Source organism: Nocardia sp. NBC_00508, assembly GCF_036346875.1.
Lineage (GTDB): Bacteria > Actinomycetota > Actinomycetes > Mycobacteriales > Mycobacteriaceae > Nocardia.
Genome location: NZ_CP107852.1, coordinates 5,666,367 through 5,680,306, shown reverse-complemented (window position 1 = coordinate 5,680,306; position 13,940 = coordinate 5,666,367). Strand labels below are relative to the sequence as shown.

9 protein-coding genes are annotated in these 13,940 nt (G+C 70.0%); 5 read left to right on the top strand and 4 right to left on the bottom strand.

Features of this window, described 5'->3' with window-relative positions; genetic code table 11:
* Window positions 1–7 precede the first annotated feature (7 nt).
* Entirely contained in the window at window positions 8–1,543 is a 1,536-nt protein-coding gene (gene ftsY / locus OHA40_RS25345) for a signal recognition particle-docking protein FtsY (protein WP_330229373.1), read from the bottom strand.
* Between the two features lie 193 nt (window positions 1,544–1,736).
* Between ftsY and OHA40_RS25340 the strand changes: the two genes are divergently transcribed.
* Window positions 1,737–2,126: a DUF2237 family protein gene (locus OHA40_RS25340; RefSeq protein WP_014987060.1), complete on the top strand. Its 390-nt coding sequence runs from the start codon at window positions 1,737–1,739 to the stop codon at window positions 2,124–2,126.
* Window positions 2,127–2,398: 272 nt separating this feature from the next.
* On the opposite strand, the gene OHA40_RS25335 is transcribed toward OHA40_RS25340, so the two are convergent.
* Window positions 2,399–3,172, bottom strand: coding sequence for a TetR/AcrR family transcriptional regulator (locus OHA40_RS25335; RefSeq protein WP_330229372.1), 774 nt, complete (start codon window positions 3,170–3,172; stop codon window positions 2,399–2,401).
* A gap of 106 nt (window positions 3,173–3,278) precedes the next feature.
* Here OHA40_RS25335 and OHA40_RS25330 point away from each other — a divergent pair, with 106 nt between their 5' ends.
* Window positions 3,279–4,196 (top strand): NmrA/HSCARG family protein, encoded by a 918-nt coding sequence (locus OHA40_RS25330; RefSeq protein ID WP_330229371.1) that lies wholly within the window; start codon window positions 3,279–3,281, stop codon window positions 4,194–4,196.
* A 1,071-nt stretch (window positions 4,197–5,267) separates the two neighbouring features.
* On the opposite strand, the gene smc is transcribed toward OHA40_RS25330, so the two are convergent.
* The gene (gene smc / locus OHA40_RS25325) at window positions 5,268–8,888 is read right to left on the bottom strand and encodes a chromosome segregation protein SMC (RefSeq protein ID WP_330229370.1); all 3,621 of its coding nucleotides are present in this window, start codon (window positions 8,886–8,888) and stop codon (window positions 5,268–5,270) included.
* A 431-nt stretch (window positions 8,889–9,319) separates the two neighbouring features.
* Here smc and OHA40_RS25320 point away from each other — a divergent pair, with 431 nt between their 5' ends.
* A complete protein-coding gene (locus OHA40_RS25320) occupies window positions 9,320–11,050 on the top strand; it encodes a hypothetical protein (RefSeq protein WP_330229369.1) in 1,731 nt (576 codons plus the stop codon).
* A gap of 402 nt (window positions 11,051–11,452) precedes the next feature.
* Here OHA40_RS25320 and OHA40_RS25315 read toward each other — a convergent pair whose 3' ends face one another.
* Complete coding sequence (locus OHA40_RS25315) at window positions 11,453–11,881, bottom strand: DUF1707 SHOCT-like domain-containing protein (RefSeq protein ID WP_330229368.1); 429 nt, start codon at window positions 11,879–11,881, stop codon at window positions 11,453–11,455.
* Window positions 11,882–12,096: 215 nt separating this feature from the next.
* Between OHA40_RS25315 and OHA40_RS25310 the strand changes: the two genes are divergently transcribed.
* Window positions 12,097–13,182: an S-(hydroxymethyl)mycothiol dehydrogenase gene (locus tag OHA40_RS25310; RefSeq protein WP_330229367.1), complete on the top strand. Its 1,086-nt coding sequence runs from the start codon at window positions 12,097–12,099 to the stop codon at window positions 13,180–13,182.
* The gene (locus OHA40_RS25305) at window positions 13,179–13,805 is read left to right on the top strand and encodes an MBL fold metallo-hydrolase (protein ID WP_330229366.1); all 627 of its coding nucleotides are present in this window, start codon (window positions 13,179–13,181) and stop codon (window positions 13,803–13,805) included. The genes OHA40_RS25310 and OHA40_RS25305 overlap by 4 nt, the downstream gene beginning before the upstream one ends.
* Window positions 13,806–13,940 lie beyond the last annotated feature (135 nt).

Below are 13,940 nucleotides of genomic sequence, written 5' to 3'. Positions count from 1 at the left end.
GGGAAGATCAGCCCAGCAGCGCGTCCACGAACGCCGCGGGCTCGAACGGGGCCAGGTCGTCGGCGCCCTCACCGAGACCGACCAGCTTCACCGGCACACCCAGTTCGTGCTGGACCTGGAAGACGATGCCGCCCTTGGCCGTCCCGTCCAGCTTGGTCAGCACCACGCCCGTGATGTCGACCACCTCGGCGAACACCCGCGCCTGGTTCAGTCCGTTCTGGCCGACCGTGGCGTCCAGCACGAGCAGAACCTCGTCCACGGCGGCCTTCTTCTCCACGACGCGCTTGACCTTGCCCAGCTCGTCCATCAGGCCGGTCTTGGTATGCAGACGGCCCGCGGTGTCGATGAGCACCACGTCGACACCGCGCTCGACACCCGCCGCCACCGCGTCGAACGCGACAGCGGCCGGGTCGGCGCCTTCGCGGCCGCGGATGGTGTCGGCGCCGACCCGCTCGCCCCAGGTCTGCAGCTGGTCGGCTGCCGCGGCGCGGAAGGTGTCGGCCGCGCCGAGCAGCACCCGGCGGCCGTCGGCGACCAGCACACGGGCGAGCTTGCCGGTGGTGGTGGTCTTCCCGGTGCCGTTCACGCCGACCACCAGCAGGATGGACGGGTGATCCGGGTGCGGCAGCGCGCGGACCGAGCGGTCCAGCTCCGGTCGCAGCTGCTCGATCAGCACCTCACGCAGCACCGCGCGCGCCTGGTCGGTGGTGCGCACGCTGCGCGCCGCCATCTCGGCGCGCAGGCGGGAGACGACCGCGGCGGTGCTGCCGGTGCCGAGGTCGGCCAGGACGAGAGTGTCCTCGACCTCCTCCCACGAATCGTCGTCGAGGTCGCCGCCGCCGAGCAGGCCGAGCAGGCTCTTGCCGACCGCGTTCTGCGAGCGGGACAGGCGGCCGCGCAGGCGGACCAAGCGGCCCTCGGTGGGCTCGATCTCCTCCAGCACCGGGGCGGTCTCGACGCCCGCGGGAGTGTCCGGGGCGACGACTTCGGTCGTCGGGGCAGTGCCGGTGTCCACGGCGGCGGTATCCGGCTCGGCGGCCGCACCCTCGGGGGCGGCAGGTTCGATGACGGGCGCGGCGATGTCGGCTGCGTCCTCGGGTGTCTCCACCCGGTCGGCCGACGCGGGCGGGGCCGCCTCGGTCGTCGGAGATTCGGCCTCGGGCTCGGCGGGCGCCGTCGTCGACGCGGCGCCGCCCGCAGCGGGAGGCGCTTCGGCGACATCCGCCTCCGGAAGCGGAACGTTGGTGATCCCGCGCTTGGGCGCGTCGCGCGGGATCGCGGCGTCGTCCCCGACGTGCGGCTGTCCTTCGGTGTCGGTGCGCTCGAGCGGTGGCGGCGCGGTCGCGGTTCCGCTCCGGCTGAAGTTGAATCCGCCGGACGCGGTGTAACCACCGGACCGGTCGGTCACCTCCTTGTCCTGCGCGGGCGCGGTCAGCGACACGCGGCCGCGCTTGTACCGGACGAAACCGGCGACAAGCACCACGAGCAGCAGTGCGGCGACCACAGCGATCAGGATCCAGACTTCAGGACTCACGCGGACCATCCTTGCAGACCGGTCGTCACGGGCTCGGCCCCGAGCCGCACCCAACGGTCGCGTCGCGCCGCCGCGAGCACGGCACACGCTCGGCGAACACCGCGCGTTCCGAGCCACGGGCGGGCTCGGGCGGGCACCGACACAACCCCTGAGATTTCTTGTCCTGCGGAACTTCTCGCGAAGGGACAATAGGATCGGCGACGTGACCGATCGAAACGTGCTTGGGGGGCCGCTGGAAGAGTGCGGCGCCGATCCTCTCACCGGCTTCTACCGGGACGGCTGCTGCAGTACGGGGCCGGAGGATCTGGGCAGCCACACCGTCTGCACTGTCGTCACGGCGGAGTTCCTGGAGCATCAAGCCTCCATCGGCAACGATCTGAGCACGCCGCGTCCGGAGAACAATTTTCCCGGCCTGCAGCCGGGCGATCGCTGGTGCGTCGTGGCCGTGCGGTGGTTGCACGCACACGAGGACGGTGTGGCCGCGCCCGTCGTCCTGGCCGCCACGCATGAGAACGCCCTCGAAGTGATCTCGATGGACATCCTGCGCAAGTACGCCGTCGACGTACCGGATGACGTCAGCGACCTGCTCTGACCTGCCGTGCTGCGGCGACCGCTCAGCCCAGCCGAGCCACCGAGCCGCCCACTCCACGCCGGTGCCGACGACCGATCGCACCGGAACGCCGATTTGACGGCACCCGCCCCGTATCCCGTCGCCGCCCGCCTCGCGCCCGATGTCCAGCCCGCCGCCGCGGCCGCTGGCACGTATGACGGCCGCCTCATCCATCCGTCGCATCGGGAGGCCGCGGCCGGATCGGGGCCATGGGGCCACAGAGACTCCGATGGCACAAATGCGCCATCCAGGTACTAGCGCGCCGCTGCGGCGCGGCGCCGATGCGCCTTCTGGCGGCACGCCGCCGAGCAGTACGTGGCCCGGCGTCCTACCCCGGCCCGCGGCACCGTCGCGTGACACACCGGACAGCCCGCGCCATCACTTTCGTTACGATCAGCTAATTCGTTACGCCACTCGACGGCTGACCTCTCTTTCGTTACGGCCGGTCCACCCGGTCGCGCCCGCAGCGCGTCCAGCACGATCGCGGCGGTGCGGTCGACGCCGCCGCTCGGCTTTCGGAGCTGTTGAATCGCAACGCATCCGGTGAAGATCGCGAGCACGTCCGCGAGCTCGATGTCGGCGCGGACCGCGCCTTGACGGTGGGCGGCCGCCAGCAACGCTTCCAGGGCGCGATGAAAGCGCATGCCCGCGCTCTGCAAGAGCGCGCGCGGCCAGCCGTCGTCGGATTGGACCAGGTCGCACAACGCCTGGTTGCCCGGGGTGCCGGCGATCACCGCGGTGCAGAAGTCGAAGAAGGCGTCCCCGGCGTCCGGCGCACGGAGATATTCGGTGGCGAGCGTGGCCAACCGGTCGACGCGCTGCTGCATAACGGCTTCCAGCAGATCGGCTTTCGTCGGGAAGTGCCGGTAGACGGTGCCCGCGCCGACGCCCGCCCGCCGGGCGACCTCGGCGAGCGATACCGAGACCCCTTCTTCGGCGAAGGCACGCTGCGCGGCCGCCAGCACGAGAGCGCGGTTGCGCCGGGCATCGGCGCGCGCCGCCGTCCCGGGGGCGAGCGATGCGGTCATTTCGTTACGGCCTTCCCTGATCGGACGTGTTCAACCGGGTCGAGCCACCCGTATCGTCCGAATACGGGTTACTCGACCCGATTCTATCGAGCAGAGAAGGCGAAGCATGTCCCCTCAGCACAACCTCATCCTGGTCACCGGAGCCACCGGCAAGCAGGGCGGCGCGACTGCCCGCAAGCTGCTGGCGGACGGTCACGCGGTGCGCGCCCTGGTCCGCGACACGCAGGCGCCCGCCGCACGGGAAATGGCTGTCGCCGGCGCGGAACTCGTGATCGGCGACTTCGACTCCCCTGACACTCTGTCCGCGGCGCTGGACGGTGTCACCGGACTGTTCGGGGTCCCGCCCGCCGCGTACGGCCCGCAGGGCTGGGACGTGGAACTGGAAGCCGCGCGCGGCCGGACGCTCGTGGACGCGGCACGCCGCGCTGGTGTCGAGCAGATCGTGTTCACCGGCATCGCGTCGATGGGCGACAACATCTCGTGGGGTACGACGGGCAAGAAGCGCATCGAAGATGCGATCATCGCCAGCGGCGTCCGCTACACGCTGCTTCGCCCGGTGCGCTTCATGGAGAACTACCTGCTGCGCACCACGCCGGTCGACGGCATCATCGGCGGCGTGCACCGGCATCTCTTCCCCGCCGCCGGGCCGATGAAGATCATCGCGGTCGCGGATATCGGCGATATCGCCGCTCTCGCGTTCGCCGACCCCGACCGCTTCCACGGCCGCGTCCTCGAACTCGCGGGCGACGCACTCACCCCGCCAGCGGCAGCCGAGGCGATCAGCAAGGCCACCGGCCACCAGGTGCGCTATCAGGAGGTCAGTGAATCCGAGGCGGACGCGCTCGGCGCGGAGATCGGCAACACCTGGCGCCTGATGCGCCATACCGGCGGCTGGCGGGCAGACGTCGACGAGATCCGCGAAATCCACCCGGGCCTGCGAACCTTCGACACCTGGCTGGCCGAAACCGGTGCGGCCCAGATCAAAACGCTACTGGACGGCGACCACGTGAGTCCGGCGAGATAATCCGCGAAAACTCGCCGCAGTGGCCGGCCGACCAGGTCGACGGGCGCGCTGGGATCACATGGGGTAGTGAAATGGCGGCTCGAACCACCGCTACAACCGCCATTCGACTCCGCTCGATGCTCGAGTTCTCCGGCGCGACCACGGCTGGTCGGCTGAGCTGGGACCGTGATGGACGGCGGGAGATAGCGCCGGGTACGGCACCCAGCGTGCCCGGCTGCTCCGGCGCACCTACGGGCTCGAGCAGGGGCATCGCCAGAGATATCTCTGCCCGAAGCTTCGAGTAGTGCCCGCCTACCATCGTTTTCCTCTGGCGGTGCTGGGCGCGTCGTGTGCCGTACCCGGCTTACCTCCCGCGGTTGATCGGAACCCGTCGGCTTCCAGCGGGGTCAACCGGCTGTGGTTGCGTTCAGAAATCCCAGCGAAGAGGGGTTCCGTGTAATCGAGGGTAGCCATATGGCGGCTCGTTCTTGACCTGAAGCCACCATGTGACTCCGCTCGATACTCGAGTTTCTCCGACGCAACCACAGCCCGTCGACTGGGCTGGGACTGTGGGTGCGTGATCGATCGCGGGAGGTAAGCCGGGTACGGCACCCAGCGCGCCCAGCACTGCTCCGGTACACGCACGGAGGGTGTACTCAACTGTGGGGCATCGCCGGAGATTTCTCTGCCGCAGGCTTCGAGCCATGCCCCGGCTACCGCGGTATTTCCCCGGCGGTGGGCGCGTCGGGTGCCATACGTGGCTTACCTCCCGCAGTTGTTCAGGACTTGCGCGTTGCCAGCGTGGTCGACCGGCTGTTGCGTCTTGCGGCTGTTCACAAAGGGATTCGGCACATCACGCGTACCGTGCACACGGTGGTACGCATAGGCAGAAGGCCCGGTCGCGCCCGGCGGAATTCGGTGGGTGCGGAGGTCGACGAGATCTTCGGGCCATCACGCAGGCACATCCACGAGCGCAAGGAATAGATCGCGATCGCGAAGCTCGATGATCGATTCTCCGGTGACGCCCCGCTGATCGACTTGGACTCCGGGACCGTCACGCTCACCTCGCGCCGCGAGTGACCGCGCGCCGGCTCAGCTCGCCGCGCCGACCGGAGCCAGGTTCTCCCCGCGCAGCCGCTGGGAGATCACCTGGGTGATGCCGTCGCCGCGCATGCTGACGCCGTACAGGGCGTCGGCGATCTCCATCGTCGGTTTCTGGTGGGTGATGACGATCAGCTGGCTCTTCTCCCGCAATTGTTCGAACAGGCCGATCAGGCGGCGCAGGTTGGTGTCGTCCAGCGCGGCCTCGACCTCGTCCATCACGTAGAACGGCGAGGGCCTGGCACGGAAGATGGCCACCAGCAGCGCGACCGCGGTCAGCGACTTCTCGCCGCCGGACAGCAGCGAGAGCCGCTTCACCTTCTTGCCCGGTGGGCGGGCCTCCACCTCGATGCCGGTGGTGAGCATGTCGGAGGGGTCGGTGAGCAGCAGCCTGCCCTCGCCGCCGGGGAACAGCTTCGCGAACACCCCGACGAACTCGCGCTCGACGTCGGCGTAGGCCTCGGTGAACACCTCCAGGATGCGGGCGTCGACCTCGGCGACCACGTCCAACAGGTCCTTGCGCGCGTTCTTGACGTCCTCCAGCTGCGTGGCCAGGAAGTTGTACCGTTCCTCCAGCGCGGCGAACTCTTCCAGCGCAAGGGGATTCACCTTGCCGAGGGTGGCGAGGTCCTTCTCGGCGCGCTTGGCACGGCGCTCCTGAGTCTGCCGGTCGAACGGCATCGGAGCCGGCGGGCTGACCTGTTCGCCGCGTTCGGTGGCCTGCTCGTACTCGTGCAACTCCAGCGCCGAGGGCGGCAGCGGCACGTCGGGACCGTACTCGGCGATCAGATCGTCGAGCGCGATGCCGAACTGTTCGGCGATGGTCGCCTCCAGCTGCTCGATGCGCAGCGCCGCTTGGGCCTTGGCCACCTCGTCGCGGTGCACCGCGTCGGTGAGCTGAGCCAGTTGCGTTCCGAGCGCGCGCGCCCGTTCCTTGACCTGCTCGACCTGCGCGGCGCATTCGGAACGCCTGCGGACCAGGTCGTCGCGCCGGGTACCCGCCTCGGCGACCACCTTTTCCAGTTCGGCCGCGATCTTCGCCCCGGACTCGGCGACCGCGGCGGCCACCTCGGCCGCCTTCTTACGCGCGGCCTGGGCGCGTTCGGCGCGGGCACGGGTCTCACGTTCCGCGCGTGCGGCACGGCGCAGTGAATCCGCTTTCCCGCGCACCGATTCCGCACGTTCCTCGGCAGTGCGCACGGCGAGCCTGGCCTCGACTTCCATGGCCCGTACCTCGGCCAGGGCCGCCGCCGCCTCCTCCCGCACGCGTCCTGCGGATTCGGTGCCCGCTTCACCGGCGCCATCGTCGTCGACCTCGGACTGCTCGAGTTCCGCGTGCCGCAGGCGGTCTTCCAGTTCGGCGAGCGAGGCGAGCGCCTCTTCCCGGCTCACCTCCGCGTCGGTGCGCTGGGCCAGCAGGCGCTCACTCTCGGCGTGCGCGGTGCGGGCGGTCTGGCCGAGCCTGCCGAGCCGCTCGTAGATCGCCACCAGCGCCTGGTCGGATTCGTGCAAGGCGAGCAGCGCGTGATCGACGGCATCCTTGCGGTCGGCCTGCTCGTCCAGCGCGCCGGACAGCGCGGCCTCGAGTTCCTCCGCGCGCCGCTGCGCCGCGACCAGCCCGGCCTCGGCCGCGTCGATATCGGCCTGGATCTCCAGCTGGCTCGGCGCGCGATCGGAACCGCCCAGCAGCCAGCCGTTCCCGGCGAGGTCGCCGTCGCGGGTGACCACGCGGACATCGGGCCGGGCCGCGACGACCGCCCTGGCGGTGGGCAGATCGTCGACCACGGCGATGTCCGCGGTCAGCGCGGCGATCGCTCCGCGCACGCTGTCGGGGCAGTCCGTCACGTCGATCAGCCATCGGGCGCCGTCGGGCAGTGCACCGTGCGGCGGCCGATCGGCCCCCTCGGTGCCGAATACGACGGCGGCGCGTCCAGCGTCGGCGTCCTTGAGCGCGTTGATCGCGGCGTGCGCGGAGTCGTCGGTGTCGGCGGCGATAGCGTCGGCGAGCGGACCCAGCGCGGCGGCCGCCGCCGCCTCGTAGCCGGCGTGCACCCGCAACAGCGCCGAGAGCGGGCCGAGCAGCCCTTGTTCCCGGTTCTCCACCAACCAGGCCACACCGTCGCGGCGGGCCAGGTTCATGCCGAGCGCTTCGATGCGCGCGCTGAGCGACGCCACCCGCTTGCTCGCGTCGCGGTCCTGTTCGCGCAGCTCGGTGACGCGCTGATCGGCCAGTTCCAGTGCCTGCACCGCGTGCTCGTGCTGGGCGTCCAGGCCCACCTCGCCCGCGTCCAGTTCGGCGAGTTCGGCCTGCACCGTGTCGAATTCGACCTGTGCGGTCTCGCCGCGATGCCGGGCGTCGGCGATGGCGGCCGAGAGCCTGGCGATCTCCGCGTCCACCGACTGGGCCCTGGCGCGCAGGGTGTCGACCTTGCCGGACAACCGGGCCAGTCCCTCGCGCCGGTCGGCGATCGCTCGCACGGCGGCGAGATGCGCCTGCTCCGCGGCCTTGGCGGCATGTTCGCGTTCGGCCAGCTGATCCCTGGCCGCCTCCAGCATCTCGACGGCGATCTCGACCGCCTCGCGCAGCTCGGCCTCCTCGGCCTCCACCCGCTCGGCCTCGGCCTCCAGCTGCTCGGGGTCCCGACCGGTGCCGACCGGGACCGCGGTGTCCAGATGACGCGCCCGATCACCCGCGATCCGAATGGTCGCGTTGACCCGCTCGGCCAGCGCGGAGAGCTGGAACCAGATCTGGGCGGCCGCCTCGGCGCTCGGGGTCAGCCGGGACAGCTGGAATTCCTGCTCCGCCAGCGCCGCGTTGGCGGCGTCCAGCTCGGATTGCACGGTGATCTGCTGCTCGCGGGCGTAGGCCTCTTTGCTCTGCTGGCTTTCCAGTTCCCGACGGCGGGTGACCAGGTCGTCCGCGGCCAGGCGCAGCCGGGAGTCGCGCAGATCGGCCTGCACGGTCTGCGCCCTGCGCGCCACCTCGGCCTGCCTGCCCAGCGGTTTGAGCTGACGGCGCAACTCGGTGGTGAGGTCGGTGAGGCGGGCCAGGTTGGCCTGCATCGCCTCGAGCTTGCGGACCGCCTTTTCCTTGCGCTTGCGGTGCTTGAGCACACCGGCGGCCTCTTCGACGAACGCGCGGCGGTCCTCCGGGCGCGATTCCAGGATGGCCGACAGCTGGCCCTGCCCCACGATGACGTGCATCTCGCGGCCGATGCCGGAGTCGCTGAGCAGTTCCTGCACGTCCATCAGGCGGCAGGAGTTGCCGTTGATCTCGTACTCGCCCGCGCCGTCGCGGAACATCCGCCGGGTGATGGACACCTCGGCGTAGTCGATCGGCAGCGCGCCGTCGGAATTGTCGATGGTCAGCGTGACCTCGGCGCGGCCGAGCGGGGCGCGCCCAGCGGTGCCGGCGAAGATCACGTCCTGCATCTTGCCGCCCCGCAGCGCCTTCGCACCCTGCTCGCCCATGACCCAGCTGAGCGCGTCGACGACGTTCGATTTACCCGATCCGTTCGGACCCACCACGCACGTGATGCCGGGCTCCAACCGCAGCGTCGTCGCGGACGCGAAGGACTTGAAGCCCTTCAACGTCAGGCTCTTCAAGTGCAAATTCGAGGACCTTTCCGTATTCCACCCGCCTGCCTGTGCTCGGCAGCGCTTCGGCGACATGTCATGGTATTCCGTCGCGTGCCGGGACTTCCCCAGGCCCGACGGCCCGCGGCCGAGGAGCGGTTCGGCACTCTTCTGTAGGTTATCGACTCGTCCGGGGATCCCGCGCATTGCGATGTGCCCTGGGTTTGCCGGGGCGGCCCGTATCGCTGTCTACCGCCCTCGGTCGTCCGGTGCGACGCCAACATGACAGTTCACTGGGCATCCCGGCGCGGCGCAGGAAGGACCCGACGCGGTCTGCCGAGCTTCCGCGCGCCACGGCGGCATCGCCGCACCGATGCCGAGCAGTCTCGAACTGGCACTGACGCCGCGCCGTCCCGCCACATACGATCCCTCTGATTCGCCAGCGGAACGTTCGGGAGCGCACCACCATGTCTGCCCCCTCACCAGGGACTCCGACCGCGTTCCGCCTTGCCCGGATCACGGCGCTCGTGCTGGGCAGCCTGGTGTTTCTGCACGCGTGCGAGCGCAGCAAGAGTGCGGTGCTCAGCGATGTGTGGGGGGAAGTCGCCGTCGCGGCGGCGTTCGTCGCGGCGGCACTGGGGGCGGCGTGGTTCGAAATCAAGCTGAGGGCGCAGGAGCGGGAAGCCGACACCGCGCGTCGCCGCGCAGGTAGCGGGTGGGACGACGGCGCTGAGCAGGCCGAGGCTCCCATGCGTGGGAATTTTTCCCGGCGCGGGCGCCGATCCGGAGACGAGGAGTACCCGGGGGACGAGCCGGGCGAGCGCATCGGTCGCGCGGCGCGGCCGGTGCCCATGGCGCCGCTCAGGGCGGACGACCAGTCGGAACCCGCCGAATACTCGGCGCGTCCCGACCTCATCGCCGGGATAGCGCGGACATTGCGGATCGGCCGCTCCGGCGCCGAGGACGAGCGGCCATTGCTGTCCACCTGGAACGCCGTGACGAAGTGGACTCGGCGCGAGCCCGACGAGGACGCCGACCTCGAGGAACACGACGAGATCGAGCAGATCACGCGCACCGAAGCGGGTGAACTCGTCATCGAATCCAGCACGCGGACGATCCGGGTCAAGATCGCCCGCTCCGGCGACCTCGTGGTGCACGGCCGTGCGACGAGTGGTCCGCATCGGCGGTCGGAATGGAGATGGTCATTCCAACCCGATGTCTTCCCCGGCATCCGCGCCGCGCTCGGCGACCGGTCCGGTGATCTGCTGGACCTGCTCGAGGAAACCATTCCGTGGCTGGACGTCGGTGCCCGCCACGACCCGGGCGCGTGGCTGCGGGCCCACGACATTCCCGCGACCTATCGTGAGAAGGGCGTCAGCGCCTCCGAGGTCACCCGCGAACTCCCCGTGCTCCGACTCGGGCGTCCGCCGCAGCCGCCCCGGCCAGGGAAGCGGCACTCGCAATCGCCGGAAAACGCACCACGCACCAGGCATCCGCGCACGGCATCCGCGGAAACCCCGGACGTCCGCGATACCCGGTTCCCTGCCCGCCGGGAAAGTCCTTCGGCCACCGCGCGGGCCGCCGGACCCCTACCGTCCCATCGGGAAACCCCCTCGCCGGGCGGGAGAGCCGCCGATCAGCAGTCTTCCCGCCGCGCCGAAGGCGATCGGCGATCCCGCCGTGGCGCCTCCCGAGCCGCAGAGCAGCGGAAGCCGCGGCCCGACGACGACAGACCGTCCGCAGCGTCTCGCTCAGCGCGCCGCCATCGCGGCGATCCCGATCCGTCCGGGCACAGTGACCCGTTTCGGCACACCGCCGCGGAAGATCCCGACCTACCCTTGCGTTCCACCCCCGGGCGTCCCGAGCTGCCACGACGTCGGCGTCAGGAACCCTCCGACGAACCGCCCGCCGATCAGCGGCACTCCGGGCGCCACACCCCGCGTCCGAGTCCGGATCCACGATCCGACTACGAGGCCGACGCTGATCCGTCACCTCGAGAATCCCGCCGCCAGCGAAACCCCTACGCGGCCACGGACTTCGATTCGAGGCCGGAGCGACGCAACCAGCCCGAGCGTCCACGCCGCGACCGATCCGCACCGGCCGACCAACCTCCGCCGCGCCGCCGCAACGGCGACCAGCAGTCGCGGCGCGATCATCCCGACCCATCACACGAGTCGACCACCCGGCGCGGCTGGTAGAGCACGAAATCCGCACCGCAACCGGATATTCCGAATGACGGCGCGACTGCAACGGCGAGCGCGTCCAGCCCGGGTGCTCACATCGCGACCGATTCACACCGGCCGACCAAGCTGCCGGACCACCCCGACCAACCTCGGCCGCGCGGCAACCAGCAGTCGCGGCGCGATCACCCCTACCCACCCACGAGTCGAGCACACGGCGCGCAGGATGGCACCCGAAATCGGCGCCGCCACCAGGTGATCCGATGACAGCGCCGATCCAACAGCGACGCGACCAGCGCGAGCGCCGTCGCGGCGCCGAGCGGTGTTCGCGCCGCGATCACCCGGAGTCGACCGCGGGGCCCGCGTGACGAGACGCGAATTCGGCGCCGCCACCGGTTGATCCGAATGACGGCGCCCGGCTCAGCTCGCGCGGCGGCCGCAGCGACCGCTCTCGAACCCGGTCAGAACGCGGAACGCGAGGACGGCTCCCCACGGCCCGATAACCCAGATCGGCCAGAAGTACGTGAAGGCGCCGACACCGAGCGAGATGGCGGCCCAGATCACCAGCACGAGCACGCTGACGCCGAGCCAGCTGCTGCCCTCGATGCGCTGCCAGATCGGGATGCGCGGCCGCCGCGCGGCCGCCGGTTCGGCGGCGCCCTTGGCGGGCTCGGGCAGATCGGACAGCACCAATCGCAAGTCGTCGCGAGTGGCGGTCGCGTACACCTGGGCGACTCGCTGGTCGTACTCGACCACATCGATCCGCCCGTCCGCCATGTGCCTGCCGAGCAGGCGCACCACGGTGTCGCGTTCGGCATTGGAGGCGCGGGTACCGGTGGAGATGTCCATGCCTGGTCCTATCGACGGTTCCATGCTCCATAGTGGAATATGACTTCAGAATAACCCTCCAAAGTGGAATGTCAACCCTTCGTGATTCCCCTACCGAAAAGTGCGACTTCGGTAGTGTTCGGGGCATCGGGTACAGGAGTATGGACAGGTGTTCAGCTCGCGGGCCCGCCGAGCGGCCGGACCGCGTCATCGGTGAATTCGCTCAGGAGGCACAGATGTCGGAAACCGTGCGTGGGATCGTGGCCCGCGGCAAAGGCGCGGCGGTCGAGCTCGTCGACGTGGTGATTCCCGATCCAGGTCCACACGACGTGACGGTGCGGGTACAGGCCTGCGGGGTGTGCCACACCGACCTGCACTACCGCGAAGGCGGCATCACCGACGACTTCCCGTTTCTACTCGGCCACGAGGCGGCAGGCGTGGTGGAAACCGTCGGCGCCGCGGTCACCCACGTCGCGGAGGGCGACTATGTGATCCTCAATTGGCGCGCCGTCTGCGGCGAGTGCCGGGCATGCAGGCGCGGTCGTCCCTGGTACTGCTTCGACAGCCATAACGCGAGCAGGAAGATGACGCTCCCGGACGGCACCGAACTGACCCCCGCCCTCGGTATCGGCGCGTTCGTGGACAAGACCCTGGTACACGAAGGGCAATGCACAAAAGTCGACCCGGAAGCCGACCCTGCGGTGGCGGGCCTGCTCGGCTGCGGCGTGATGGCGGGATTGGGTGCGGCGATGCACACCGGCAACGTCTCGCCCGGCGACACCGTCGCGGTGATCGGCTGCGGCGGCGTCGGGGACGCGGCGATCGCCGGTGCGCGCCTGGCCGGGGCGAAGACGATCATCGCGGTCGACCGCGACGCCCGGAAGCTGTCCTGGGCCGCAGAATTCGGCGCCACCCACACGATCGACGCGGCCTCCGAGGACGTTGTCGAGAAGATTCAGGAGTACACCGGCGGCTGGGGCGCCGACGTCGTGATCGACGCGGTCGGCAAGCCGGAGACCTGGAAGCAGGCGTTCTACGGCCGCGACCTGGCAGGCACTGTGGTCCTCGTCGGCGTGCCGACGCCGGACATGGTCATCGAGATGCCGCTGCTCGACCTGTTCTCCCGCGGCGGAGCGCTGAAATCCTCCTGGTACGGCGATTGTTTGCCGGAACGCGACTTCCCCACCCTGATCGACCTGTACCGCCAGGGCCGCCTGCCGCTGCACCGCTTCGTCACCGAACGCATCGGACTCGACGAGGTGGAACAGGCCTTCGACAAGATGCACGCCGGCGCCGTGCTGCGGTCGGTGGTGATCTGGTGACCGCTCGCATCGACCGCGTGGTCACCTCCGGCACCTTCACCCTCGACGGCGGCACCTGGAACGTGGACAACAACGTCTGGCTGGTCGGCGACGACGCCGAGGTGGTCGTCATCGATGCCGCGCACGACGCAGCCCCGATCGTCGCGGCGGTGGCGGGCCGCACGGTCCGCGCGATCGTGTGCACGCACGGGCACAACGACCACGTGACGGTCGCTCCCGAACTCGCCACACGCTTGGACGCACCGATCCTGCTGCACCCCGGCGACGAGCCACTGTGGCGCATGACCCATCCGGAAGCCGCGTATCGGCCACTCGCCGACGGCGAGCGGATTCCCTTGGCGGGCATGGAAATCCGCATCCTGCACACGCCTGGTCACTCCCCCGGATCGGTCTCGCTGCATTTACCGCAGGCGAAGGCCGTGTTCACCGGCGACACGCTGTTTTCCGGCGGACCCGGCGCGACCGGTCGCTCGTTCTCGGATTTCGGAACGATCATCGAGTCGATCCGCGACCGGCTGCTGACTCTCCCGGAGGAGACCACCGTGTACACCGGCCACGGCGACTCCACCACCATCGGCGCCGAGAAACCCGGGTTGGCCGAGTGGATCGCCCGCGGCCACTGACGACCGCGGACGACCCGACGTCGCCCGCAGTCGTCAGCCGTAAGGTTTTCGTGGCTCGGACCACGCTCACAACCATCAGCGCAGTCCCTTGTCGTGCTGGAGAATCCGCCCTGGGCTGAATACCTCGGCGCGCCC

Coding starts and splice junctions, on each gene's coding strand:
- ftsY (WP_330229373.1), bottom strand. CDS start 1,543: ATGGTCCGCGTGAGTCCTGAAGTCTGGATCCTGATCGCTGTGGTCGCC.
- OHA40_RS25335 (WP_330229372.1), bottom strand. CDS start 3,172: ATGACCGCATCGCTCGCCCCCGGGACGGCGGCGCGCGCCGATGCCCGG.
- OHA40_RS25330 (WP_330229371.1), top strand. CDS start 3,279: ATGTCCCCTCAGCACAACCTCATCCTGGTCACCGGAGCCACCGGCAAG.
- OHA40_RS25320 (WP_330229369.1), top strand. CDS start 9,320: ATGTCTGCCCCCTCACCAGGGACTCCGACCGCGTTCCGCCTTGCCCGG.
- OHA40_RS25315 (WP_330229368.1), bottom strand. CDS start 11,881: ATGGACATCTCCACCGGTACCCGCGCCTCCAATGCCGAACGCGACACC.
- OHA40_RS25310 (WP_330229367.1), top strand. CDS start 12,097: ATGTCGGAAACCGTGCGTGGGATCGTGGCCCGCGGCAAAGGCGCGGCG.